The sequence below is a fragment of the Azospirillum sp. UENF 111221 genome (genome assembly GCF_058780625.1).
Window position 1 is genome coordinate 294090 of the sequence record NZ_JBSNCH010000002.1, and the last position, 24823, is coordinate 318912.

Sequence of the window (24823 nt, forward strand, 5' to 3'; positions counted from 1 at the left end):
GCCCAGCCGGTGCCGGCTCAGATTCGCCCAGAACCCGTTTTTGCCGAACCCGTTTCTACCGCCGCCTCCGACCGCTTCGTTCCGGTTCACCCGCACCCTCCATCCCGGTTGCCGTTCAGGCGGGAGAGAGAAGCCGCACCGGTGAGCCGGCCGTCCAGGCCAGGATGTCCTCCAGGGCGTCGCGGTAGAACACCGCATAATTCTCCCGCGTCACGTAGCCGAGATGGGGCGTCAGCACGGTGTTGGGAAGGTCAAGCCAAAGGCTGTCTTTCGGCAGAGGCTCGATGGGGAAAACGTCGATGCCAGCGCCGCCGATATGGCCATGGCGGAGCGCATGGGTGAGCGCCACCTCGTCCACCAGCCCGGCGCGCGAGGTGTTGACGAACAGCGCGGTCGGCTTCATCGCGCCGATCTCTTCGGCCCCGACCACGCCGCGGGTGCGCTCGCTCAGCACCAGATGGACGCTGACCACGTCGGAGGTGGCGAACAGCGCGCGCTTCTCCACACGGGTCACCCCGGCCTCGGCGGCGCGTTCGTCGGTCAGGTTGGGGCTCCAGGCCACCACCTCCATGCCGAAGGCTTGGCCGACCCTGGCGACCTTGCTGCCGAGCTTGCCCAGCCCGACCAGACCCAGCCGCTTGCCGCCGAGATCGCTGGTCAGGCCGGTCTGCCAGCGGCCCTCGCGCAGCGCCTGCTCTTCGGCCGGGATGCGCTTGGCCAGCGCCAGGATCAGGCCCCAGGTCAGTTCCGCCGTCGGCGCGCCGACCATGCGGGTGCCGCTGACCGGGATGCCGCGGGCGGCGCAGGCCTTCAGGTCGATGGCGTTGTTGCGGGCGCCGGTGGTGATCAGCAGCCTGAGGTTCGGCAGCCGCCCGATCAGGGAGGCCGGGAACGGCGTGCGTTCCCGCATGATCACCAGAACGTCGAAGGGCTCCAGCGCCACAGCCGCCGCGTTCTCATCGCCGAGCGGCTTTTCGAACACCGTCAGGCTGCTTCCCGCCGGAAGCTGCGACCAGTCGGCGAGGTCGCGGGCGACCTCCTGATAGTCGTCGAGGATGGCGATGCGCATGGAGCCCGTCCCCCTTTACTTGGTGAAGTAGGGCGCCAGATTGGCGCGGATGCGGTCCAGCACCGGGACGGCGGTCGCCGGCACCTCGAACGGGCGGCCGGTGATGGTCTCGCCGGCTTCGATGTAGACGCGGGCGGCCTCCAGAACCACGTCGGCGGGGATCTCCGGAACGTCCTGGGTGTAGGGATCGCAGCGGGCGACGACCCAGTTGCGGACAAAGTCCTTGTCGAAGCTCTCCGGCTTCTCGCCGGCCTCGAACCGCTCCTGATAGCTGCCGGCGAACCAGTAGCGCGAGCTGTCGGGGGTGTGGATCTCGTCGGCCAGCAGGATGTTGCCGTCGGCGTCGAAGCCGAACTCGTACTTGGTGTCGACCAGGATCAGGCCGCGCTCGGCCGCCATCTTCTGGCCGCGGGCGAACAGGGCCAGCGCCTTGTCCGACACCTCGTCCCACTGGGCGCGGGTCAGCAGGTTGCGCTCGACGATCTCGGTCGCCGTCAGCTCCTCGTCATGGCCGGCGTCGAAGGCCTTGGTGGTCGGCGTGATGATCGGGGTGCCGAGCTTCTGGTTCTGGCGCAGCCCGTCGGGGAAGATGTGGCCGTACATCTCGCGCCGGCCCTGCTTGTACATCGACCAGATCGAGGTGCCGGTGGTGCCGGCCATATAGTCGCGGACCACGACCTCGACCGGCATGATGGTCAGCCGCTTCGCCACCACCACGTTGGGGTCCGGGTATTCCAGCACATGGTTGGCGCAGATGTCCTTCGTCGCCTCGAACCAGAAGCGGGCGGTCTGGGTCAGCACCTGCCCCTTGAACGGGATGGCGGTCAGGGCGCGGTCGAAGGCCGACAGACGGTCGGTGGTGATGAGGATGCGCCTGCCGTCCGGAAGGTCGTAGTTTTCACGCACCTTGCCGCGGTAATGATTGGGCAGCTCCGGGATGAAGGCGTCGCGAAGAACGTTGGTCAGGTGCGGGGCGAGCAGGGCGGTGTCAACCATGGGATCCTGGTCCGGATGCAGGGGCGGATGCGAGAGGCGCGCATGATACCCGAAACCCCTGCCGGAGCCAGGACGCTAATTTAGGAGGGAGGATCGCTGTCCGATGCATGACGGGACCATCGAAATGCCGGATCCTGAGCTTGCCGGCGACTATGTCCTGACGCCCGGAGTCGTCCGCGTCTGGTTCGCCGATCTCACCCGGCTGTCCGGACAGAAGGCGGCGATGCGCGCCCTGCTGTCCGCCGACGAGGTGGAACGCGCCGACCGCTTCCTGATGGAGCGGTTGACCGACCGCTTCATCCTGCGCCGCGGACTGCTGCGGCTGCTGCTGGGGCGCTGCACCGGCCGCGATCCGGCGGGGCTGGTCTTCGACTATGGGACGCACGGCAAGCCGTCGCTGCCCGGCGGCCCGGCCTTCAACCTCAGCGACAGCGAGGACAGCCTTGCCATCGCCGTCGCGGCGGAGGGGCGGATCGGCGTCGACATCGAGCGGCTTCGTCCGATCGAGAGCGCCGACGGCATCGCCGACCGCTTCTTCCACGTCACCGAGCGCGCAGCGCTGCAAGGGCTGGGGCCGGAGCGGCGGGACGAGGGCTTCCTGCTGGCCTGGACGCGGAAGGAGGCCTTCATCAAGGCGGCCGGCGTCGGGTTGTCGATGCCGCTCGACCGGTTCGCGGTGGAGGTGAGGCCGGACGCGCCGCCGGCCCTGCTGGAGATCGGCGAGGATCTGCGCGGCGATGTCGGCCTGCCGGCGGACTGGAGCCTGTTCGACCGCCGGGTGCTCCCCGGCACCATCGCCGCCATCGCGGCGCATGGCACCGGCTGGACCGTGGAGACCAGGGTGATCGATGTGGGGTTCGCGGGATAGGGAGACCCTACCTCACTCTCCCCCGGCCAGCGTGCCGGTCAGGCGGTTGCGGATGGCGGAGACGGCGCATTCCAGCGGGCGGTCGTCGTCGGGCTTGGGGGCCTTGTCCATCACGTCGGGGCACATGTCCTGCGCCATCCACACCTGCGCCTTCGGCGGGACCGGGGCGTTGGGGTCGCAGGTCGCCGGGTCGGGGTGGGTTTCCTCGGTGCTGCCGTGGGTCGGCTTGACCTCCAGGTTCGGCGAGACGCCGAAGCAGTCCACCAGCGCGCCCGACGGGCGGTAGTAGCGGGCGGTGGTCAGCCGGATGCCGGTGTCGACGCTGAGCGAGGAAATCGTCTGCACCGAGCCCTTGCCGTAGGAGCGGGAGCCGAACAGCAGCGCCCGGTGATGGTCCTGCAGGGCGCCGGCCACGATTTCCGACGCGGAGGCCGAGCCGCTGTTGATCAGCACCACCACCGGCAGCCCGGCCATCAGGTCGCCGGCGGTGCCGCGGTAGGTGCGGGATTCCTCGGGATCCCGGCCGCGGACGGACACGATGTCCACCGTCTCCAGGAAGCGGTCGGCCACCTGCACCGCCTGCTCCAGCAGGCCGCCGGGGTTGTTGCGCAGGTCGATGACGGCGCCGGTCAGCCGGCCCTTCGATTGCCGGCGCATGTCCTCGATCGCCGCATCCAGCGCCGAGGAGGTCGACTGGTTGAAGGTGGCGATGCGGACATAGGCGACGTTGCCCTCCAGCCGGTAGCGGACGGGCTGGATCTTGACGATGGCGCGGGTCAGCGAGACGCGGGTGTTGGCGTCGGTCGCCGGCGGGCGGCGGATCGACAGGGCAACCGAGCTGCCGACGGGCCCGCGCATGCGGGCGACGGCGTCGTGCAGGTTCAGCCCCTTCACCGCCACATCGTCGATGCGGGCGATCAGGTCGCCGCTGCGCAGGCCGGCACGGGCGGCGGGCGAACCGTCGATGGGGGAGACGACTTTGATCAGGCCGCTTTCCTCGTCCATCGTCACCTCGATGCCCAGCCCGCCGAACTCGCCCTGCGTCTGTTCGCGCAGGTAGCGGTAGCGCTCGGCGTCGAGGAAGCTTGAATAGGGATCGAGCGAGCCCAGCATGCTGTCGAGCGCCGCCTCGGTCAACAGCCGGTCGCTGGCCTTCGGATTCTCCGCCTTCTTCTTCTTCAGCCCGTCTTCCGCCTTGTCGATCAGCACCTGCGGATCGAAGGGCTTCACATGCTCCGTCAGGACGCGGCGCATGGCGTCGGAGAAGAGGACGTAATTGCGGTCGGCGGTCGACAGCGAGCCGTAGCCGCGGATTTTCGCGAAGTCCGTGCGGTAGCGGTCGAGCGCCGCGACGGTGTCGGCACGGCTGGTGGGCGCCACGGCGCAGGCGGGCCCGATCGCCACCATCATCAGCAGCAGGGCAGCCAGCAGCTTCGCCATCCTTGGACCCTCTTGACTGGCCGATCCGGCCGGCGGTCTTGCACGCATCGTTCACTATACCAGGGTTTCGCCGGTTGCCCCGACCCTAGCACGTCGTTCGCCCATTCTCAAAGTCCACCCGATTTCGGCAAGAGGGCATGCCGGGGGTGGAACGGCCGAACCGCACGATGGAGCGGAGTCCTGACATAGGATGCACAAACAGCGATGTCGCGCGCCCCGATGGGACGCACGACCGGCGCGAACGGACGAGTGCTTTCGGAGAGTGGGGACGCTAAAGGACCTGGGGAGAGGCGCTCAGTAGGCGCCGCTGCCCTTCACCACGACGCGCACGGTGCGCAGCATGATGCCGATGTCGGCCCAGAAGTTCCAGCCGACGACATAGGCGGTGTCGAGTTGGACGCGGCGCACGTAATCGACGTCGCTGCGGCCGCTGACCTGCCACAGCCCGGTCAGGCCGGGGCGGCAGCGGGTGTAGAAGGGGAAGCAGGCGTGATAGTAGGACACCTCGTCGTCGATGATCGGGCGGGGGCCGACCAGGCTCATGTCGCCGCGCAGCACGTTGACCAGCTGCGGCAGCTCGTCCAGGCTCGATTTGCGCAGGAAACGGCCGACCGGGGTGATGCGCGGGTCGTTGCGCAGCTTGCGCGTCGCCAGCCATTCGGCGCGCGCCTCCTCGTCGGTGGCGAGCAGCCGTTCCAGCACCTCGGCCGAATTGACCACCATGGAGCGGAACTTCAGGCAGGTGAAGGAACGCCCGTCGGCACCGACGCGCCGGTGGCCGAACACCGCCGGTCCGCCGTCGCGCGCCACCATCCAGGCCAACACCAGCATCAGCGGTCCGAAAACGGCAAGCAGCCCCAGCGCGCCGACGATGTCGAAGGCGCGCTTGATGCGGTGCCGGTGCAGGGGAGGGCAACCGGGAAGCCGGTCCATCGCCTGCATCGCCGACCGGGTCCCGGCCATCCGGCCGGGGTCCAGACGGGGAGCGCCCAAAAGAGCGATGTTGGACAACGCCATTGTAATCTCTCGTCGCTGAACGTCTCTGGTCAGAGCATAGGACCATCCGAGAGAGGCAACGGCCAGCGCGCGAAAGGGGTCCCGCCAATGGGACCGATTGTTTGGAAACAGCGGGTTAGCCCGCCGGTACGTATCAGCAGATACGGGGAAGCTGTTCTCCGGTCAGCCAATCCACGATCCGGCGGCCGCCGAAACGGGTCTCCATCTGAACGAAGCGGTGGGAGTCTTCCACCACCCGTCCGATGCAGGCGGCGTCCCGTCCCAGCGGGTGATCGCGCATGACGGAGAGCAGGCGGTCGCACTCCTCCTCGGCACAGATCGCGATCAGCTTACCCTCGTTGGCGGCGTAAAGCGGGTCGAGTCCCAACAATTCGCAGGCCGCCGTCACCTGCGCCCGCACCGGGATGTCGGATTCGCGCAGCCGCATGCCGACGCCGGACTGGTGGGCGATCTCGTTCAGCGTCGTCGCCAGCCCGCCGCGGGTCGGGTCGCGCAGCACATGCAGGTCGGGCACCGCCGCCACCATCGCCGCGACCAGCCCGTTCAGCGCGGCGCTGTCGGACAGGATCGCCGTCTCGAAGCCGAGATTGTCGCGGGTCGACATGATGGCGACGCCATGGTCGCCCATGGTGCCGCTGACCAGGATGACGTCGCCGGGCCGCGCCCGGTCACCGGAGGGGGAGACGCCGGGCGGCACCATGCCGATGCCGGTGGTGGTGATGAAGAGGCCGTCGCCCTTGCCGCGCTCCACCACCTTGGTGTCGCCCGACACGATGGCGACCCCGGCCTCGCGCGCGGCGGCGGCCATGCTGTCGACCACCCGCTTCAGGTCGGCGAGCGGGAAGCCCTCCTCTATGATGAAGCCGGCGGTCAGGTGCAGCGGCACGGCACCCGCCATGGCGACGTCGTTGACCGTCCCATGGACGGCCAGCGAGCCGATGTCGCCGCCGGGAAAGAACAGCGGCGAGACGACGAAGCCGTCGGTCGTCATCACCATGCGCCCGCCTGGCACGTCGAAGGCGGCCTGGTCGTTGCCCTGGTCGAGATACGGGTTGGCGAAGGCGGCGGCGAACAGCTCGCGCACCAGCTGCGCCATCGCCTTGCCGCCCGACCCGTGGGTCATGTCCACCGCTCCGCGGGCGATGTCGAGCTTGCGGGTGAAGAGGCGGCGGTCGGTCATGGCGGGGGTCCGGGTGGTCGGCGGGTGTGTGGAGGGCAGGGCGTCAGGCCGAGGCTTCGGCGGCTTCAGTTTCGACCTGGGCGACTTCGGTCAACAGAGCGAGCGTTCGCTCGGCTTCCTCCGCGTCCAGGCGGGACAGGGCGTAGCCGACATGGACGATCACGTAGTCGCCGACGGCGACACCCTCCACCAGCTCCAGCGAGCAGGTGGAGGTGACGCCGCCCAGGCTGACGGTGGCGCGGTCGTCGGGCAACAGGGCGGTGACCAATGCTGGGACGGCAAGGCACATGGCGGCGATCCCCCCGGTCAGACGGCTGCGGTGGCGGTATGGGACGCGCGGGCCTCGGCCAGCCCGTCGGCGATCCAGTCGTACCAGTCCTCCAGCCCTTGGCCGGTGGTGGCCGACAGCTGGATCACCGCCAGCGACGGGTTGAGGCGCTGGGCATAGCCGATCATCCTCTCCACATCGAAGGTCAGATGGGGCAGCAGGTCGATCTTGTTGACGACCAGCAGGTCGGCGCGGACGAACATGTCCGGGTATTTCAAAGGCTTGTCCTCGCCCTCCGTCACCGACAGCACGACGACGCGGTGGGTCTCGCCCAGGTCGAAGCCGGCGGGGCAGACCAGATTGCCGACATTCTCGACGAACAGCACGCCATCCTCGGCGAACTGGCCGTCGGCCGCCAGCTTGTCGGCAGCCTGCGCCACCATCGAGGCGTCGAGGTGGCAGCCCTTGCCGGTGTTGACCTGCACCGCCGGAGTGCCGGTGGCGCGGATGCGGTCGGCGTCGAAGCTGGTCTGCTGGTCGCCCTCGATCACCGCGACGGGGAACCGGCCCTTCAGATCGGTCAGGCTGCGGGTCAGCAGGGTCGTCTTGCCCGAGCCGGGGCTGGACATCAGGTTCAGCACGAACACGCCGCGCTCGGCGAAGCGGCGGCGATTGACGGCGGCTAGCCCGTCGTTCTTCGCCAGGATGTCGCGTTCGATGGTGATCAGCCGCGGCTGGTTCAGCGCCGCGCCGCCGTCGATGGCGTCCGGCCGGTCGGGGCGGTGCCGGTCATGGGCATGGTCATGGGCGGCGTGATGATGGTGGCCATGGTCATGATCGTGGCCATGGTCGTGGTGATGCCCATGGTCGTGCCCGTGCTCATGCCCATGATCGTTATGGCTGTGGCGGAACACCGTGCCGTCGGGGGCGACATGCTCGTGGGTGTCGTCATGGTGATGGTGGGCATGGGGATGCGCGTCGCCGTGGCGGTGGCGGTAGACCTTTCCGTCGGGGCCGATGTGCTCATGATCGGCATCGGCGGCCTTGCCGTCGATCCGGGTTTCGCCTTCGCCGCATCCGCAAACCGTGCACATCACGCCCTCTCCCACTCTTCCATCCGCAAGACGCCCGCCCATCATCGACTTGCCTGCGGGCTTCGGCAAGCGCTCGTCATTCGTGTACGTCTATGCCGCAGGCGACGCAGGGATCCAGCATCGCGACCAGCAGCCGCACACGCTCCACCGCATCGTCACGGTCGCGCACCGCCGCTCCGGCGAGGCCGCGCGCCAGCGGGCCGTCGGCGGCGAAATTCCAGTCGGTCGGCGCCACCATGCGAGCATCGGCCAGGCGGCCGTCCCCGTCCAACCGCAGCCAGTGTGCCAGCCGCCCGCGCGCGGTCTCCGCCACGCCGCAGCCCTCGCCCGGACCGCAGGAGCCGGTGGCGGCCGGATCGGCCGGCCGAAGCGCGGCTATGGTCTTTTCCATCCGCCGCGGCAATTCCGCCAGATCGGCGAGCCGCGCCGCGAACAGCCGGGCCAGCCCGTCGCCGAAGCGCTCCGTCACCGAGGCGACCAGCAGGTGGTCGGCCTGCCGTTCCAGCGGGCCGGTCAGGGCCGGGGCACCGTTGCGGCGGGGGGTGGTGGCGAAACCCGGATCGCCGGCCAGCGCCGCCGCGAACCAGCCGGGCGACCGTTCGCCGAGCAGCGGCACGCCGCAGGCGCCCCAGCCGGCCAGATTCGGCGACAGCAGCCGGGCGGCCAGCCGTGCCGCGTCCGTGCCGCCGCGCGCCGCCCAATCGGCCAGCTCGTCGGCATCCCGCGGTGGCGGTCCGGCGAAGACCGTCGCCTCCAGCCAGCCGGCCACCCGGTCCAGCGCGTCGCGCAGAGCCGCCACGTCCGGCCGCAGCATGCCGCCGCCGGGGCGCAGCCCATCCTTGGCCGGATAGAGCGCCGGCAGGACGGCGGACGCCGCGCTCCGAAGCTCGCGCAGGGCCGCCGGCCGCGGCGGTACGCCCAGGCGCGCCGGCCATTCGACCACCGCCTGCCAGCCATGGCTGTCCAGCGCCTCCGCATCGGCCAGCAGGCCGCGCGCCGCGTCATGGGCGCTTGCGTCTTGTCCCAGCGCCGCCTCGCAGGCGCGGGCGACGGCCAGCCCCTGGGCGCTGCCGCACAGGCTGAACAGCAGGGGCGCCAGCCGCGCCGCCTCCTCCGCCCTGCGGCCGACCAGGGCGGCGACGGCGCGCGGGCGGCGGGTGGCGACCTCGGCCCGGCGGATGGTCATGCCCTCCCGACCGTTGTCCAGCCACAGCCGGACGGACACCGAACCTTCTCCGGGAAGCGTGGGGGTGGACATCGAAGGTTCCTGGGGCGGCATCTGCCGGGGGTTAACGGATCGCATCCTGACGGATCGGGGGTGCAACTCATTGACCTGCGTCAAAATACGTAGAATCCGGCGAGGTGGGAGCGCTGTCTCGGCCATGGCCGGGCCGGCACTTTCTGCTACACTTTGCCCCAACCGCGCCACACCGTCCGGTTTCCCCTGCGTCGGGCGGGAAAGCCGGGACGGCATGATCCGATGGGCGCGACACGACATCAGAGGATGCTGGTCCATGAAACGTTTCCCTCTCGCCTCGGCCGTCCTGCTGGCCGGGCTGGTGCTGCCCGCGGTCGCCGACGCCCACACCTTCGGCGCCCATGACGCCGGTTTCGCCCACGGCTTCCTGCATCCGGTGGGCGGCTGGGACCATCTGCTGGCAATGGTGGCGGTCGGGCTGTGGGCGGCGCAGCGCGGCGGTGCCGCCTTGTGGGCGCTGCCGACGGCCTTCGTCACCGCCATGATCGGCGGCGGCCTGCTGGGCATGACCGGCATCGGGCTGCCGGCGGTGGAGCTGGGGATCGCCGGGTCGGTGATCGCGCTAGGCGCCCTGATCGCCGCGCAGTCGCGCCTGTCGCTGCCGGTCTCGCTGGTCGTGGTCTCCGCCTTCGCCCTGTTCCACGGCCATGCCCATGGCGCCGAGATGCCGGAGGCGGCGCAGCCGCTGCTCTACGGCCTGGGCTTCGCGCTGGCCACCGCGCTCCTGCATGGCGCCGGTGTCGGCGCCGCCCTGTCGCTGCGCGGCGTCGTCCGCGGCGGCACGGCCGCGCTGGCCCTGCGCGGGCTGGGTGCCGCCATCGGCCTCGGTGGCGTGGCCCTGGTGGCCTTGGCCTGAGCGCCGCCACCGGTTCGCCCAAGATGGCCAATCGATGATGGAAGGGCCGGGCGGGAAACCGTCCGGCCCTTCGGCGTTGTGGGCCCCGCGACATTTTCTACCCCGGCCGGGTGACGGCGTTGCGCCGCTGCGCGTTCACGCGCTATAGGGCGGATCGTCCCCGCCCACCTCCCCTCCACCGACAATCGACGGACCGCCCGTGGACTCGCTGATTCCCGAACTGATCGCGCTTGGCCAGGTGGTCTTCATCGACCTCGTGCTGGCCGGGGACAACGCCATCGTCGTCGGCATGGCCGCCGCCGGGGTGGCGCGGGAAAAGCGGGCCCGCGTGATCTTCTGGGGCATCGCCGCCGCGGTGGTGCTGCGCATCGGCTTCGCGCTAGCGGCGACGAAGGTGATGGACATCATCGGCCTGACGCTGGCCGGCGGTCTGCTGCTGCTGTGGGTGTGCTGGAAGCTGTTCCGCGAACTGCGCAGCCAGCGCGAGGAGGCCCAGGCTGCGGCGCTGGTCGCCGACGGCGATGAAGCCGGCGACGGCGGGACCGCAGCCCCGGCCGGCGGCGGCAAGTCGGTGCGCACCGCCGTCTGGGAGGTGATCGTCGCCGACGTGTCGATGTCGCTCGACAATGTGCTGGCGGTGGCAGGTGCGGCGCGCGAGCATCTTTGGGTGCTGGCCATCGGCCTTCTGCTGTCGGTGGCGCTGATGGGGGCGGCGGCCAGCGTGATCGCGCGGCTGCTGAACCGCTTCCACTGGATCGCCTATCTGGGCCTGCTGGTCATCGTCTATGTCGCCGTCCGCATGATCTGGCAGGGCAGCATCGAGGTGATGGCCTTCGCCCAGATTATCGGCTGACCTTATGGGTTGACCCGCAGGGGGCGAGGCGGGCGGGACCGGAACAATCGGCCTTCGATGGTGTTGCAAGCCGGCAGCCCCCACAGGAGACGCCCGGCATGACCCATCAGAACGACGCCATTCCGTCCGCCGCTCCTCCCGACACGACAGCGCCCCAGGGCCGCCGCCCGGAAGAGATCGAGCACGAGATCCAGTCGATCCGCGCCCGCATGGATTCTGTGATCGACGAGATCGAGTTCCGCCTGTCGCCCGGCCAGATGTCCGGCGGTGTGGTGCAGGTGGTGCGCGACGTGATCCAGGGCGGCGGCGACGGACTGTCCGGCCGCATCGCCCGCGCCGTGCGCGCCAACCCGATTCCGGTGGCGCTGATGGGCGTCGGCGCCCTCTGGCTCGCCGTGGCGGTCGCCCGCACGCCGGACTCCACCACTGAATTCGACGATTACGCCCCCAATGGCCGGCAGCTCGACCCGCGCAGCCGGCATCTGCTGACCGACCTGACCGGCGCCTGCCGCGACGGGGCCGAGGCCTTCCGCCGCGCCGACATGACCATCGCCGACCCGTCGCTGTCCGGCCGCCTGCAGGAACTGGCCGACCAGCTCGACCGCAGCGCCGTGGCGCTCGATGCCGAACTGCGGCAGGGCGGCGGCTGGATCGAGACCGCCGGCGACGGTGGGCGCGTCTGGTCGCCGATGCACGGGCTGGCTGAGGCCAGCGCCCGCAGCGTGATCGCCGGGGCCGGCGGACCGGCTGCCCGCGGCGACCTGCTGGCCCGGCTGGAAGGCGGGCTCGACGGCACGCTGGCCCTGTTCCGCGACGCCCTGCGCGATGCGCCGGACGACCATCTCCAGGTCGCAATCGGCGCCCAGTTCCACGCCCTGGAAACGGCGCGGCACCGGGTCGGCGCGCTCCGCGAAGCCGTGGCCTGAGGAGGGCGGAGGATGCTGGGGCTGAGCCGCCGACATTATTACGAGCACCGCAACCGGGTGAACCGGCAACACGGTGGGCAGCATGGCGGCGGGCATGGCGCCAATGACGGGGCCAATGCCGGCGACGGCCGGGGCCGGTCGGCGGACAGCCCGTCGGAGATTCCCAAGAAAGGCTGGAAGGACATCCTGCTGCGGGTGTGGGACGAGCAGAGCAAGGACAATGTGTCGATGCTGGCCGCCGGCGTCGCCTATTACGCCCTGCTCGCCATCTTCCCGGCCATCGCGGCGCTGGTGTCGATCTATGGCCTCGTCGCCGACCCGTCGACGATCGAGAGCCAGCTGAACCAGCTGGGCAGCCTGCTGCCGCCCGAAGCCCTCAGCATCGTCAGCGACCAGGCGCGCAAGGTGGCGACCGCACCGTCGCAGGGGCTGGGCTTCGGCCTGATCTTCGGCCTGATGCTGACGCTGTGGAGCGCCTCGCGCGGGACCAACTCGATGGTGTCGGCGCTGAACATCGCCTACGGCGAGAAGGAGACGCGCGGTTTCCTCATGCTGGCGGCGCTGTCGATGGGGCTGACGGTGGCCGGGCTGCTGTTCGTCATCCTCGCCATGGCGATGATCATCGCCGTCCCCGCCGCCATCAACATCATCGGGCTACAGGACACGCCCATCGGCTGGATCGCCAGCCTTGCACGCTGGCCGATCCTGGCGGTGACGATCATGCTGGCGCTGGCCGTCTTCTACCGCTACGCCCCCGACCGGCGGGAGCCGAAATGGCGCTGGGTCAGCTGGGGTTCGGCGATGGCGACGGTCGTCTGGCTGCTGGGCTCGCTCGGTTTCTCCATCTATGTGTCGAACTTCGGCAGCTACAACGAGACCTACGGTTCGGTCGGCGCCGTTGTGGTCCTGCTGCTGTGGTTCAACCTGACATCCTACGTCGTGCTGCTGGGGGCGGAGCTGAACGCGGAGATCGAGCACCAGACCGCCCGCGACACCACCGACCGCGACGGCCGTCCGGCCCGGCCGCTGGGCCAGCGCGACGCCTATGTCGCCGACACGGTGGGGGAGCGCAAGGCGAGCTAGCCGCGGACGCGTTCCCTTGGCCAAATCTCTCTTGGCAAGCCGGCGGCCGCGCGCTATGGTCGCCGCTATGCAACAGATGCTCGCCATCGCGTCCTGTGGACGCTCCCGATATTTTGGCCGCTGGTTTCGTTCGGCGGCCTAGGAACGCGCATCTGTCGCTCACTCCCGAAGCCGCCCGGACCGACCCGCGGCGGCTTTCGTGTTTGTGATCCCCGGCCCTCGATGGGCTGCACATCCTGAAAAATCCGAACACGGGCGACCCGGGCGGCTTCATCACAAGCCGAGAGAGGTTGTCATGTTCGATTTCGATGTCGTCACCGGTCCCACCCAGCCGCCCCATTGCCATCTCGCCGACGAAGCCGCCGGCCCGGCCGCTTCCGAGTCGGTCCTGCCGCCGGCCAACCTGATCGGCGCTGCGGCCGCCACCCTGGCCGAGCCGCATACGGCAAACGGAGAAAAGCCGCGATCCTGATGCGGATCGGGCCGCCGACCGTGGCGTGCAGGGTCCGCATCCCAGCTTTCGACCAAAAAATCACGAATCCTACCTATGTTCGGCCGGCTGTTGTCGTATACTCCCTTTGGGCAGACGTGCCCGGGTGGCGGCTCAGCCGGCCGCACTCTTGTTGGCAGGTCCTCGCCGACGTCCGTGTCGGGATGGGCGCGATGGTCGGATCGGAAGAAGGATGACGAATCATGGCGGATGATGCTCTCTCAGGCGTCAACTCTATGGTCTCCAGCCTCAACGCGTCGATCAACAACGCGGTGGAGGCCATCAAGAAGTCGCAGAGCAATCAGGCTGTCGGCGACGTCAAGGAATACTCCAAGACGGTCAAGAAGTCGGCGCAGACCACCACGGCTGGCGCCACCGACATCGGCGTGCTTGCCAAGAACACCACCCGCCTGAACGTCGCCAGCACCCTGGCGCCGAACGACAAGGTCGATTTCTACAAGTTCAAGGTCGTCCAGAAGGGCGAGATGACCATGGGGCAGGTCGGCGACGACGGCCTGCGCGTCCAGGTGATGAACAGGCTCGGCCGCGTGGTGGCCGACAGCGATCCGAAGGCCGGCGACGATTACAAGGCCTTCAAGCAGTTGCAGGCCGGCAACCTGACGGTCGACAAGGGCGACTACACCCTGCGCGTGAGCCGCGAAAAGGGCCAGTCGGACAAGGACCCGAAGAATTACGCCATGCAGCTGGTCATGGGGAATTACAGCCAGGATTACGACACGGTCGCCAAGCAGCCGGCCAAGGGTGACACCGGGCAGTCGCTCACCACCGGGCAGCAGGCGACGCTCGACGGGCTGAACCAGGCCATCAGCAGCATGAACTCCATCCCCACCGGACAGACCGGCACCCAGAAACTGATGGGCAGCTTCAGCCTGTTCGTGTGACGCTGGGCGTTGGGCCCTGCGCCATGACGGAACTGTGCTATGACGGAGCGGAGCCGATCCGTTCCGGAGCCAAGATTTTGCCGTCCATCACGCGCCTGAGCCCCGCCGACCATCGCCGCGTTCCCTGGAAGAACGGTGGCGGCGTCACCACCGAGCTGGCGATGGAAGCGGCCGCCGATGGCCGCCCCGATGGCCGTTTCGTCTGGCGCGTCAGCATCGCCGACGTGGTCGAACCCGGTCCCTTTTCCGCCTTTTCCGGTTATGATCGTCTGATCGCCGTGGTGGAAGGCGACGGCATGCGCCTGTCGGTCGATGGCGCCCCGCCGGTCGAGCGCCGCCGCCTGGACCCCGCCTTCGCCTTTCCCGGCGAGGCCCCGGTGTGGTGCGAGCCGACCGCCGGTCCGATCCGCGACGTCAACCTGATGCTCGACCGGGCGTCTGCGGCCGGCATGTTGACCCTGCTGTCCGGCTCCGCCGCGCAAAGGGCCAATGTGCACCGGGCCGAAGCCGATGTGATTCTGGTCCACGCCCTTGCCGGCATGCTGACGGTAACGCCCGAGGACGGGGAGGCGCTGACGGTTCCCGCCGGCCACAGCCTGCTCCTGCTTGGCGCGGCGGCGCTGGTGGAGGCGCCGGACGGGGCGGAGGGCGTCTGTGCCGAGGTGTGGCGCCGTTAGGACTTCGCCGCCCGGATCAGCTCCGCATACCAGCGCGCCGAGTCCTTGCATGTGCGGGCCAGGGTCTGGAAATCGACGTGGACGATGCCGAAGCGTTGGCCGTAGCCGCTGCCCCACTCGAAATTGTCCAGCAGCGACCAGACGAAATAGCCGCGTACGTCGGCACCCTGGGCCATCGCGTCGCGCATCGCCGCGTTGTAGATGGTCAGGTAATTGATGCGGTGCGGGTCATGCACGGCCCCGTCCGGGCTGACGGTGTCGCTGCCGCCGCAGCCGTTCTCCGTCACCACGATGGGCAGGCGGTAGCGGCGCTGGATGGTCAGCAGCTCGTCCCGGAAGGCGTCGGGGAAGATGGCCCAGCCGACGCCGTGGGTCGGCTGGTCGGCCGGCGCGTCGCCCCAGCCATAGCCCCAGGTGCGGGCCGGATCGGCCTTGGCGAAGATCGGGCCGTAATGGTTCAGCCCGAACCAGTCCACCGGCCGGGCGATGCGCGCCATGTCGCCGGGCCGGACATGGGGCTCGATGGCGGCGGCGGTCTGCGGCGGGTAGTGGCCCAGGATTTGCGGGTCGCAGAAGGCCAGATTCCAATGCTCGTCCAGCAATGCCGCGGCGGCGCGGTTCTCCGGCGTGTCGGTTTCCGGGATCACGACCTGCCGGTTGTGGATGGCGCCGATGGAGGCGCCCGGCACCATGTCGCGCAGCACGTCCACCCCGGCGCCATGGGCGAGGTTGACATGGTGGATGGCGCGCAGATGCTGTGTCCGGTCGACGATTCCCGGCGCCGCCCAGGGAATCGCATAGCCGAACAGGGTGAAGACCGAGAATTCGTTGAAGGTGATCCAGCGCTTCACCCGGTCGCCGTAGCGCCGGGCGCAGAGTGCCGCGTAGTCGGCGTACCAGCCGGCGCAGTCGCGCGACGACCAGCCGCCCAGATCCTGCAAGGCCTGCGGCAAATCCCAGTGATAGAGGCACAGCCAGGGCTCGATGCCCGACTCCAGAAGCCGGTCGATCAGCCGGTCGTAGAAGTCCAGCCCCGCCCCGTTCACCGCCCCCTTGCCGCGCGGCATCACCCGCGGCCAGGAGATGGAGAAGCGGTAGGCGTCGACGCCCAGCCCCTTCATCAGGGCCACATCCTCCGGCATGCGGTGATAGTGGTCGCAGGCGACATCGCCGGTGTCGCCGTTCACCACCCCGCCCTGGGTGCGGCAGCGCACGTCCCAAATGCTGGCGCCACGCCCCTCCTCGGCAGCGGCTCCTTCGATCTGGTAGGCGGAGGTGGAAACGCCCCAGACGAAGCCCGGCGGGTACAGGGTGGGCGGAGTTGGGGAGGTCCGGTCGGTCATCGTCAGGCTGCGATCTGGTTGATGCTGCGGCAGCGGGCCTCGAAGGCGTCGGAGATGAATTCCGGGCGCTTGTAATAGCCCTTGATCCAGCTTGCCAGCAGGCAGAGCTCCTCCAGCTTCACCAGCTCGTCCAGCGTCCCGTCGGGAAAGCGGATGGCGAAGCTCTCGGCGATGTATTCCAGCACCTGCTCGACCTGGTCGATGGACAGCTGGATGTCGGTCTCCAGCGTCGCATTGCGGGTCAGCAGAGCCTCATCGACCCCATACTCGTCGCGGATCAGCTTCACGATCCAACGGAACATGTGCATCCAGTTGGATACACCCTCGATCGACTTGCTCATCGCGACGCTCGGCTTCGGTTGCGCGAAAGGGGTATGCGGCAGCGACTGTACGCACGGATCGTTAAAGAATAACGCAGCCCCCGTCGGGGTCTCCAGCCGGGCGCGGCAATAAACCGCGCGGCTTTTGCCACCTGTGCGGGCAGCGGCGCCATGGATTTGCCCAGGCATTGTGCAGCGGCGGGCGGGGATACGGCCGGAAGCCGCCATCCGCCAGGGCGGCACGCCCCATGCAGAACGAAGCAGACCGATTGCAGAGCGAGGCTTCCGCCATGAAAAGCGCCGCCACCCCCGATGTCCATCCCGTCGACGAGGTTCTGGCGCCTTGGCGGCTGCTGGCGCTGGGTCTGCAGCATGTGCTGGTGATGTATGCGGGGGCCATCGCGGTGCCGCTGATCGTCGGCGGCGCCCTGAAGCTGCCGAAGGACCAGATCGCCATGCTGATCAACGCCGACCTGTTCGCCTGCGGCGTGGTCACGCTGATCCAGGCGGTGGGGGTCTGGCGATTCGGCATCCGGCTGCCGGTGATGATGGGCGTCACCTTCGCCGCCGTCGGCCCGATGGTGGCGATGGCGACCAACCCGTCGCTCGGGCTGCTGGGCATCTACGGCGCGGTGATCGGGTCGGGCATCTTCGCCATCCTGGCCGCCCCACTGGTCGGCCGGCTGCTGCCGCTGTTCCCGCCGGTGGTGACCGGCAGCGTCATCGCCATCATCGGCGTCTCGCTGATGCGGGTGGGTGTCGGCTGGGCCGGCGGCGGGGTTGGCAATCCGCGATTCGGCGACCCGGCCTTCCTGGGCGTGGCGGCCTTCGTGCTGCTGACGATCCTGGCGCTGATGAAGCATGGCCGCGGATTCGTCCGCAACGTCGCGGTGCTGCTGGGTCTGGTGGCCGGGATGGTGCTGGCGATGGTGCTGGGCATGGTCGATTTCAAAGGGCTGGGGGAGGCGCCGTGGGTGGCGTTGGTCCAGCCCTTCCAGTTCGGCATGCCGGTGTTCGATCCGGTCGCCATCCTGACCATGTCGCTGGTGATGATCGTGGTGATGATCGAGTCGACCGGCATGTTCCTGGCCGTCGGCGACATGGTCGGCCGCCCGGTGAGCCGCGAGGATCTGGTCCGCGGCCTGCGCACCGACGGGCTGGGCACGCTGATCGGCGGCGTCTTCAACACCTTCCCCTACACCTCCTTCTCGCAGAATGTCGGGCTGGTCGGAGTGACCGGCGTGCGCAGCCGCTGGGTGTGTGCTGCGGGCGGGCTGATCCTGCTGCTGCTTGGGCTGCTGCCGAAGCTTGCCCATGTGGTGGCGTCGGTGCCGGCCTTCGTGCTGGGCGGGGCCGGGCTGGTGATGTTCGGCATGGTGGCGGCGACCGGCGTGAAGATCCTGGCGCAGGTCGATTTCGCCGGCCGGCGCGAGAATTTGATCGTCGTGGCGGTCAGCGTCGGCGTCGGGCTGATCCCGCTGGTGTCCGACAAGTTCTTCTCGCAGATGCCGGCCTTCCTGTCGCCGCTTCTGCACAGCGGCATCCTGCTCGGCACCCTGACCGCGGTGGCGCTGAACTGGTACTTCAACGGGCTGGCGAGCGCCGACCGCGCCCGCCACGACGTCGCGGCAGCCGCGCAGGGGGTGGAGGCTTAAGCCTTCCCCCGCAGCAGGTCCTTGCTGGCGAGCAGCGATCCGCCGGCGATCAGGGCGCAGGACACCCAGATGATGCCTGAATTGGGGGCGAGGCCGAACAGGACCAGCAGCAGGGTCGACAGCAGGGGCGCCAGATAGGACAGCGCCCCCAGCGCCCGGATGTCGCCATGGCGCACGCCGTAATCCCAGACGAAGAAGGCCGCACCCACCGGTCCCAACCCCAGCAGAAGCATCGCGCCCCAGCCGGCGGCGCTGTCCGGCCACACCGTCCGTTCCAGGGCCAGATGGCAGAGCAGCGACAGGATCGCCGTGACGAGGCAGAAGGCGCTGACAGCGTCGGTCGGCGCCTCGCCGATCTGGCCCAGCCGGCGGCGCAGCACCGAATAGCCGGCCCAGGTGACGGCGCTGCCGAGTGCCGCGGCATAGCCCGGCAGATGCGCCGGGTCGATGGAAAATCCGCCCACCGAGCTGCTGGGGCCTCCGCGCGCGATCAGCAGGGCCGTACCCGCCAGCCCGGCGACGGCGCCGCCGACATGCCACACCCGCAGCCGCTCGCCCGGCAGCAGGGCGGAGAACAGCACGATCAGCAGCGGCCACAGATAGTTGATCAGGTTGGCCTCCACCGGCGGGGCCGCCTGCAAGGCCATGAAATAGAGGAAATGGAATCCGAACAGCCCGCCGACCCCCAATGCCCAGGCCGCGACCGGCTGGCGGAAATAGCGCAGGGGATTGTCGCCGCGGGACGCGGTCCAGCCGCTGCCGACCAGGAAGGCCAGCAGGAAGGAGGTCGCCACCAGTTGGAACGGCGGCACCATGGCGGCCAGCGTCGCCAGCGGGGCCAGCGTCGCCCACAGCAGGATGGCGATGAAGCCGACCAAAGTGGCGCGGTTGGATGAGCGGCGGTCGGGCAGGGTGGTGGTGCTGGAGGCGGTCATGATGCCTGTCGGTCGGTTGGCCCTGGGGAGGCGACCATAGCCGGCCGGCGGAGGGCTGTCTTGACCGGACCTCCGCCGCGCATTGACCGAAACTCCGGCCTTAGAAACTCCGGTCTCAGGCCGTCATCGGCAGCGGCTCGGTCCGGGCGAATGCGGTCATCACCATCGCCTCGGCCGCCTCGGCCGCCAGCGGGCGCGAGATCAGGAAGCCTTGCAGGCAGTCGCAGCCGGCCTCCGCCAGCCAATGGCGCTGCTCGGCGGTCTCCACCCCCTCCGCCACGGTGGACAGCAGGAGCCGCTGGGCGAGCGCGATGACGGTGGAGGCGATGTCGGGGGCATGCGGCAGGTCGTTGACGAAGCTGCGGTCGATCTTCAGCACATCGACCGGCAACTGGCGCAGATAGGCCAGCGAGGAATAGCCGGTGCCGAAATCGTCGATGGCGATGCGCACCCCCAACGCCCGCAGCCGGTTCAGCGTCGGCAGATGGTGGCGCACGTCCTTCATGATGACGGTCTCGGTGATCTCCAGCTCCAGCAGGTTGGGCGGCGTGCCGTGGCGCTGCAACACCTGTTCGACCAGCCGGGCGAAGCCGGGATCGGCAAGCTGGCGGGCGGAAACGTTGACCGCCACCGGCACCGGGCCATGGTCGAGCGCCCAGCGGGTCGCGGTGCGGCAGGCTTCCTCCAGCACCCAGCGGCCGATCTCGATGATCAGGCCGGTGTCTTCGGCGACCGGGATGAAATCGGCGGGCGAGACCGCCGCCCCCTCGTGCCGCCAGCGGATCAGCGCCTCGAAGCCGGTTAGCCGGCCGCCCGCCGCCTCGATCTTCGGCTGGTAGACCAGCTCGAAGGCGCGCGCCGCCACCGCCTCGCGCAGACCGGACTCCAGCCGCAGCCGGGTCTCCGCCCGGTCGGTCATCTCGCGGGTGTAGAAGACGAAACGGTCGCCGCCCGCGGCCTTCGCCGCCTGCATCGCGGAATCGGCCATCCGCATCAGGCCGGCGGCGTCCGGCGCTCCTCCGTTCCCCGCTTCCGGATGGACGGCCACGCCGATGCTGGCGGTGAGATGGACGCGGTGCTCGCCCACCTCGCGCAGGGAGGACAGGCCGTCGAGCAGCCGTTGCGCGACCATCGCCGCCTCGTCCCGGTCGGCGACGCGCTCCAGCACGACCAGGAACTCGTCGCCGCCCAGCCGGCCGACGGTGTCGCAGCGGCGCACGCTGACGCCCAGCCGGTCCGCCACCCGGCAGAGCAGCAGGTCGCCGATGGCGTGGCCCAGGCTGTCGTTCACCCGCTTGAAGCGGTCGAGGTCGACATACAGCACGGCCAGCCGGCCGGCATCCGGTTCGCGCGCGCGGTTCGCCAGTTCGATGGCGTGGTCCAGCCGGTCGAGCAGCAGCGCCCGGTTCGCCAGCCCGGTCAGCGGGCAGCGCGTCGCCAGCCGCCGCAGCTCGTCATGCTCTTGCTCCAGCAGGGTGAGGGTGTGGTTGAAGCGGGCGATGACGAAGCCAAGCTCGTCGTCGGCGTGGCCGCGCGGCACGGCCAGCGGCTGGCCATAGGGCTTTTCCGGGTCGATCCGCGCCACCGCGCGGCCGATCTGCAACAGCGGGCGGGTCAGCAGCCGGTGGAACACCACCGCCATCGCCAGCCCGATCAGCAGGTTGCGCAGGGTCCCCGCCACAAGCGCCGCGGAAACATAGGTGAGGAAGCCGGAGGCTGCCCGTCCGGTGTCGATGCCGACGACCAGCTGTCCGATCCGCGAGGCGTCGGCGGCGCGCGGTCCGCTCGCCGATCCGTTCGGCGGGGTCATCAGCTCGTGCGTCACCACCGGCCGGTCGACGAACAGCAGGGCTGTCGCCCCGCGTTCCAGCAGGCTGGCCGGCTTGGGCGCGCGTTCGCGGCGCGCCAGCAAGGTGCCGTCACCCAGGCGGATCTCCGCCCAGGCGGCGTTGGCGCGGACCATCCCCTGCAACACCTGCCCTGCCAGCTCCGCGTCGATCAGCCAAGCGGCGCTGGCGGCCGGCCCCTCGACCAACGCGACCACATCCTTGACCTGCGCCAGCGCCGTCGCCCGCTCGCGCGTGGCGGTCCAGGCAAATTCGGCCGCGGTGATGGTCAGACCGATGACGAAGGCGGCGAGGACCGCGTGAATCGCCTGCTTCAGCGTCAGGCTGCGCAGGACTGGGATCGCCATCGCACCGTTCCTAAGGCCGGGTGTTTCGCACCGCCGTCCCTGCCGGGGGTAAACCTTTCGGCGAGGACGGCGAACCGTAGCATTAGTGGTGCGGGCGATGACCGGGACGCGGCGGATCTGTGAAATTTTTGTAACCGAGGCTGTGCTCTATTGCTGACAATGCATATTGCTGCATAGGGCTATTCCCGCAGCGCATGGCTACCATTCAGCATTGGTAATACCAGTTCGTGTGCGCCGCAGCATATTCTGCCCTTGCCCATTCTCGGGGCGTTTCCTCCCTAAACTACAGGGCCGCGCGATTGCGCGGCCCTTTTTCTTTTTCGACGTCTTGTGGGGAGGCGAGGGCGGATCAGACCCGACGGGCGAGCGCCAGCAGGCCGCCGGCGCCGATCATCAGGCCGCCGGTCAGGCGGTTCAGCGACCTGGCCGCGGACACCGTGGTGAGTTTCGCCGCCAGACGGTCGCCGCCGGTGGCATAGGCCATGATCCAGCCGAACTCGATCACCACCATGGTGGCGACCAGCGCCACCAGCTGCGGCGCCAGTGGGGCGGCGGCGTCGATGAATTGCGGGAACAGCGCGCCCATGAAGACCAGCGCCTTCGGGTTGCTGAAGGCGACCAGCGCGCCGCGCAGGAACAGGCGCACGGGCGTCCCTTCCCCCGACGCGGCGGCGGCGGCATCGCGCTCGCCCGGCTGTTCGACCGGCGCCCGCCATGCGGCGATCCCGAGCCAGGTCAGATAAGCGACGCCGGCCCAGCGCACGATCTCGAAGGCGAGCACGGAGGTGGAGAGCAGGGCGCCCAGCCCGAAGGCCGACAGCGCGGCCATCACCGCCAGTGCCGCGCACATGCCGGCTCCGCCCCAGGCGGCGCGGCGTGCGCCGAATCGAAGGCCGAGGCTCATCGCCAGCAGCATGTTCGGGCCCGGCGTCATGGAGATCACGAAGGCGGTGGCGAAGAAGAAGGCGAGCGTTTGCCAAGTCATGGCTGGAAACCTCGATACCGGAGGGATGCCGGGGGGAGCGACAATCGGCCACATCACAGCAGCATGCACCCGGTTCCGCCGCAAGCGGCAGCGGCGAAACACAGCCATGCTTGCGGAACCGGCTTTCCGATGCGGGCCGAAACGGGTCAGTGCACCGCCGTCCGGACCTGCCAGGCCCGGAAGGCGAGGTTGGCCGAATCCTGGTCGGGCCGCTTGTAGGAGGCGAAGCGGCGGTCGCGGATGCGCCCGCGCGCCTCCTTCCACACGGCGTTCCAGTCGATGGCGCCGTCGGCCAGCAGCCGCTCCTCCATAATGCCCAGCAGGGCCTCGTTGACCGTCGACACGCCGATGTTCTGGGTCGCCAGAACCAGCGCATCGGGGGCGCGTTCCAAGGTCGAGCGCAGGCGCGTGTGTCCGCCGCAGGAGCCCCAGAAGACCAGCGCCGTGCCCGGCGCGATCTCCGTCATGGTGGCGTCCTCGTGATAGCTGTGGCCGCGATGGATGACGATGGACGGGGCCAGACCCTCGCGCGCCATCCAGTCCCAGGCGGCGGCTCGGCCGGCGTCGCCGGCACCGGGGATGTCGGCGACGATGACGATCCGGCGCCCGTGGCGTTCGGGACTGATGGCGACGGCGAAGCCGGACTGGGCGTGCAGCGCCCAACCCTGCGCGCGGTGCTGGCGCAGGAAGCCGCGGAAGGACGCCCGACCGTCGGGATCGTCGTAGAAGGTCATCCGCTGCACGTTGATGCCGTTGCGGAACAGGCGCTGTCCGCTCAGGACCGGCAGGGCGGCCAGCGGATGGTTCTGGGAGAAGCGTTCCGCCTCGAAGGCCGGGGTGGCCGCCCGGCCGGACAGCCGTGCCGCGTGCAGGCTGCCCGCCAGCCCGATTATGCCCCGGGCCGGCGTGTCGCCGATCCCGCCCCGGATGGATACGTCCTGTAGTCCGGTCTTTGCCGGCGGTTCGCCGGCGGCGCGGTAGCGGGCGGCCAGCTCGTCTTCCAGCGCCGCGCGGATTGCGGGACTGTCAAGATCCATGGCGTCGGCCAGGGCGCCGATCACGACCGCGGTGTCGATTGCCGGCGGTTTCCCGTCGGCCGGCAGCAGGGCCCGCAGGCTCTCGCGCATCAGCTCCCGCGCGATGGCCGGGTTGGTGCCGAACAGGCTCGCCGCCCGTCCGCCGGCGACCGTTGCGACGAAGAACTCCGCCCACAATGGCCGTGTCCGCTCCTCGCGCGCGAGGGCGAGGAAACTGCGCTTCTCCAGCTTCACCTGGATCCGCAGGATGTTGACCAGCCCGTCGAGCGAGGAGGTGTAGAGCTGCGGCCCGATCCGCGCGATCAGCCCGAGCAGATCCTCCGACGACATCGCCATCGTGATGCGGAAGCGGTCGGCCGGCGGATCGTCGACCATGTCGTCGAGCAGCGCGCCGATCTTCGGCGCCATCCCCGCCGGATCGCGCGCCAGCGAGGCCGCCAATGCCTTGGCCGCATGGATTTCCAGCGCCCGGAGATCCGTCTTGGGCAGGCGTTTGCGCAGCTCGTGCCGTGTCTCGTAGAAGGGCATGCCCCCCTCCAGCGAGCGGGTCAGCAGCCCGAGGTCGAGCGCGCGGGCGATGATCTCCTCCCCGCCGGTACGGGTGCTCAGCTGATCGGCGGCTCCGACCGCATCGAAAGGCGCCTGCGGAACGGCGTCGCGCAGGGCGGCCAGCGCCGCGTCGCCGGGGAACAGGCTGGAGCAGCGGAACGCCTCGGCCGGCGACCGGCGGGCCAGGTCTGCGAAGGCCGCATCCCCGCCGAACAGGGCGTCGAGCACTTGCTGGCTCGCCGGCTCATGGTCGGCGCAGGCGGTCTGCCCGTCCGGCGGCCGGCTGTCGGAGGCCCGGCTGCTCATGATCCGCTCGTCGGCGGCCCTGGCTTCAGCCATTTTGGCGGCTCTTGCCGCTTTCGCGGCGGCGGCTCTCGCCTCTGCGGTCTGCGGATCGGCGTTCGGCGCAGTGGAAGGCGTGGCGGGCGGCTTGGCGGCGACGGGTTGGGTCCGGCCCTGCGGTCTGGGCCGCTCGGGCGCCATCAGTTCCGCCGCATGGATGGGCGTGGGCGGCAACTCCGCCACCGTGATCGGTGCGGTCGTCGTCACCGGCTGCGCTATGCCCGAAGCCGAAAATCCGGTTGCGAGGACGGTGCAGACGGACAGCAGCAGCCGGCTGGTCCATCGCGACGGTGAAGCCGCAGCGGGAGCGGGGAGCGAACGACCAGGGAGCACGTCGATGGCTGCTTCGGAGATTGAACGGGGCGGGTGGCGGCGCGGGATGGCGCCGGCCTGACGGCGTACCCCGATAGGACTAGCCTATGCAGGCAATATCGGTTTTGTCACCCGTTACCCGCGGTCCGCCTGCATATTCTTGTACTTCCGGCG

The 24823-nt window shown here is 69.6% G+C and carries 24 protein-coding genes; 10 read left to right on the forward strand and 14 right to left on the reverse strand.

Features of this window, described 5'->3' with window-relative positions; translation table 11 throughout:
* Nucleotides 1-115: 115 nt before the first annotated feature.
* The gene (locus ACWPN3_RS05895; protein ID WP_492243979.1) at nt 116-1069 is read right to left on the reverse strand and encodes a D-2-hydroxyacid dehydrogenase family protein; all 954 of its coding nucleotides are present in this window, start codon (nt 1067-1069) and stop codon (nt 116-118) included.
* A gap of 15 nt (nt 1070-1084) precedes the next feature.
* Nucleotides 1085-2065, reverse strand: a complete 981-nt coding sequence (locus ACWPN3_RS05900; RefSeq protein ID WP_492243978.1) for a phosphoribosylaminoimidazolesuccinocarboxamide synthase — start codon at nt 2063-2065, stop codon at nt 1085-1087.
* A 103-nt stretch (nt 2066-2168) separates the two neighbouring features.
* Here ACWPN3_RS05900 and ACWPN3_RS05905 point away from each other — a divergent pair, with 103 nt between their 5' ends.
* The gene (locus ACWPN3_RS05905) at nt 2169-2933 is read left to right on the forward strand and encodes a 4'-phosphopantetheinyl transferase family protein (protein ID WP_492243977.1); all 765 of its coding nucleotides are present in this window, start codon (nt 2169-2171) and stop codon (nt 2931-2933) included.
* Nucleotides 2934-2945: 12 nt separating this feature from the next.
* Here ACWPN3_RS05905 and ACWPN3_RS05910 read toward each other — a convergent pair whose 3' ends face one another.
* The 6 genes from ACWPN3_RS05910 to ACWPN3_RS05935 form a co-directional block, all read right to left on the reverse strand.
* Nucleotides 2946-4373 (reverse strand): S41 family peptidase, encoded by a 1428-nt coding sequence (locus ACWPN3_RS05910; protein WP_109096432.1) that lies wholly within the window; start codon nt 4371-4373, stop codon nt 2946-2948.
* Nucleotides 4374-4667: 294 nt separating this feature from the next.
* Complete coding sequence (locus tag ACWPN3_RS05915) at nt 4668-5390, reverse strand: sugar transferase (protein WP_247872823.1); 723 nt, start codon at nt 5388-5390, stop codon at nt 4668-4670.
* A gap of 133 nt (nt 5391-5523) precedes the next feature.
* The gene (hypE, locus tag ACWPN3_RS05920; protein WP_492243976.1) at nt 5524-6570 is read right to left on the reverse strand and encodes a hydrogenase expression/formation protein HypE; all 1047 of its coding nucleotides are present in this window, start codon (nt 6568-6570) and stop codon (nt 5524-5526) included.
* Between the two features lie 43 nt (nt 6571-6613).
* Nucleotides 6614-6859: a HypC/HybG/HupF family hydrogenase formation chaperone gene (locus ACWPN3_RS05925; RefSeq protein ID WP_492243975.1), complete on the reverse strand. Its 246-nt coding sequence runs from the start codon at nt 6857-6859 to the stop codon at nt 6614-6616.
* 17 nt (nt 6860-6876) lie between these two features.
* Nucleotides 6877-7932, reverse strand: coding sequence for a hydrogenase nickel incorporation protein HypB (gene hypB / locus ACWPN3_RS05930; protein WP_492243974.1), 1056 nt, complete (start codon nt 7930-7932; stop codon nt 6877-6879).
* Nucleotides 7933-8008: 76 nt separating this feature from the next.
* On the reverse strand, nt 8009-9190 hold the full coding sequence (locus ACWPN3_RS05935) for a nickel-dependent hydrogenase large subunit (protein WP_492243973.1): 1182 nt from the start codon (nt 9188-9190) through the stop codon (nt 8009-8011).
* A 256-nt stretch (nt 9191-9446) separates the two neighbouring features.
* Here ACWPN3_RS05935 and ACWPN3_RS05940 point away from each other — a divergent pair, with 256 nt between their 5' ends.
* From ACWPN3_RS05940 to ACWPN3_RS05970, 7 genes are all read left to right on the forward strand, one after another.
* Complete coding sequence (locus tag ACWPN3_RS05940; protein ID WP_492243972.1) at nt 9447-10046, forward strand: HupE/UreJ family protein; 600 nt, start codon at nt 9447-9449, stop codon at nt 10044-10046.
* Between the two features lie 199 nt (nt 10047-10245).
* Entirely contained in the window at nt 10246-10899 is a 654-nt protein-coding gene (locus tag ACWPN3_RS05945) for a YjbE family putative metal transport protein (protein WP_109096438.1), read from the forward strand.
* 98 nt (nt 10900-10997) lie between these two features.
* Entirely contained in the window at nt 10998-11825 is an 828-nt protein-coding gene (locus tag ACWPN3_RS05950; protein ID WP_492243971.1) for a DUF3618 domain-containing protein, read from the forward strand.
* Between the two features lie 12 nt (nt 11826-11837).
* Nucleotides 11838-12908, forward strand: coding sequence for a YihY/virulence factor BrkB family protein (locus ACWPN3_RS05955; RefSeq protein ID WP_109096440.1), 1071 nt, complete (start codon nt 11838-11840; stop codon nt 12906-12908).
* A gap of 295 nt (nt 12909-13203) precedes the next feature.
* Complete coding sequence (locus tag ACWPN3_RS05960; protein WP_158285362.1) at nt 13204-13380, forward strand: hypothetical protein; 177 nt, start codon at nt 13204-13206, stop codon at nt 13378-13380.
* Nucleotides 13381-13601: 221 nt separating this feature from the next.
* A complete protein-coding gene (locus ACWPN3_RS05965) occupies nt 13602-14300 on the forward strand; it encodes a hypothetical protein (protein WP_199237515.1) in 699 nt (232 codons plus the stop codon).
* A gap of 77 nt (nt 14301-14377) precedes the next feature.
* Entirely contained in the window at nt 14378-14977 is a 600-nt protein-coding gene (locus ACWPN3_RS05970) for a HutD/Ves family protein (protein ID WP_492243970.1), read from the forward strand.
* Here the strand turns inward: ACWPN3_RS05970 and ACWPN3_RS05975 are convergent.
* Entirely contained in the window at nt 14974-16320 is a 1347-nt protein-coding gene (locus ACWPN3_RS05975) for a GH1 family beta-glucosidase (protein WP_492243969.1), read from the reverse strand. The genes ACWPN3_RS05970 and ACWPN3_RS05975 overlap by 4 nt on opposite strands.
* A 2-nt stretch (nt 16321-16322) precedes the next feature.
* On the reverse strand, nt 16323-16661 hold the full coding sequence (locus ACWPN3_RS05980; RefSeq protein ID WP_098736002.1) for an acyl carrier protein: 339 nt from the start codon (nt 16659-16661) through the stop codon (nt 16323-16325).
* A gap of 227 nt (nt 16662-16888) precedes the next feature.
* Here ACWPN3_RS05980 and ACWPN3_RS05985 point away from each other — a divergent pair, with 227 nt between their 5' ends.
* On the forward strand, nt 16889-18295 hold the full coding sequence (locus ACWPN3_RS05985) for a nucleobase:cation symporter-2 family protein (protein WP_109096443.1): 1407 nt from the start codon (nt 16889-16891) through the stop codon (nt 18293-18295).
* Here ACWPN3_RS05985 and yddG read toward each other — a convergent pair.
* The 4 genes from yddG to ACWPN3_RS06005 all read right to left on the reverse strand — a co-directional run bounded on the left by yddG (nt 18292) and on the right by ACWPN3_RS06005 (nt 24334).
* Entirely contained in the window at nt 18292-19230 is a 939-nt protein-coding gene (yddG, locus tag ACWPN3_RS05990) for an aromatic amino acid exporter YddG (protein ID WP_492243968.1), read from the reverse strand. The two genes, ACWPN3_RS05985 and yddG, sit on opposite strands and share 4 nt — an antisense overlap.
* Before the next feature lie 115 nt (nt 19231-19345).
* Nucleotides 19346-21424, reverse strand: a complete 2079-nt coding sequence (locus ACWPN3_RS05995; RefSeq protein WP_492243967.1) for a putative bifunctional diguanylate cyclase/phosphodiesterase — start codon at nt 21422-21424, stop codon at nt 19346-19348.
* A 349-nt stretch (nt 21425-21773) separates the two neighbouring features.
* Complete coding sequence (locus tag ACWPN3_RS06000) at nt 21774-22409, reverse strand: LysE family translocator (protein WP_492243966.1); 636 nt, start codon at nt 22407-22409, stop codon at nt 21774-21776.
* Nucleotides 22410-22555: 146 nt separating this feature from the next.
* Entirely contained in the window at nt 22556-24334 is a 1779-nt protein-coding gene (locus ACWPN3_RS06005) for a hypothetical protein (protein ID WP_492243965.1), read from the reverse strand.
* Here ACWPN3_RS06005 and ACWPN3_RS06010 point away from each other — a divergent pair.
* Complete coding sequence (locus tag ACWPN3_RS06010; protein WP_247872826.1) at nt 24300-24731, forward strand: hypothetical protein; 432 nt, start codon at nt 24300-24302, stop codon at nt 24729-24731. The two genes, ACWPN3_RS06005 and ACWPN3_RS06010, sit on opposite strands and share 35 nt — an antisense overlap.
* Nucleotides 24732-24823 lie beyond the last annotated feature (92 nt).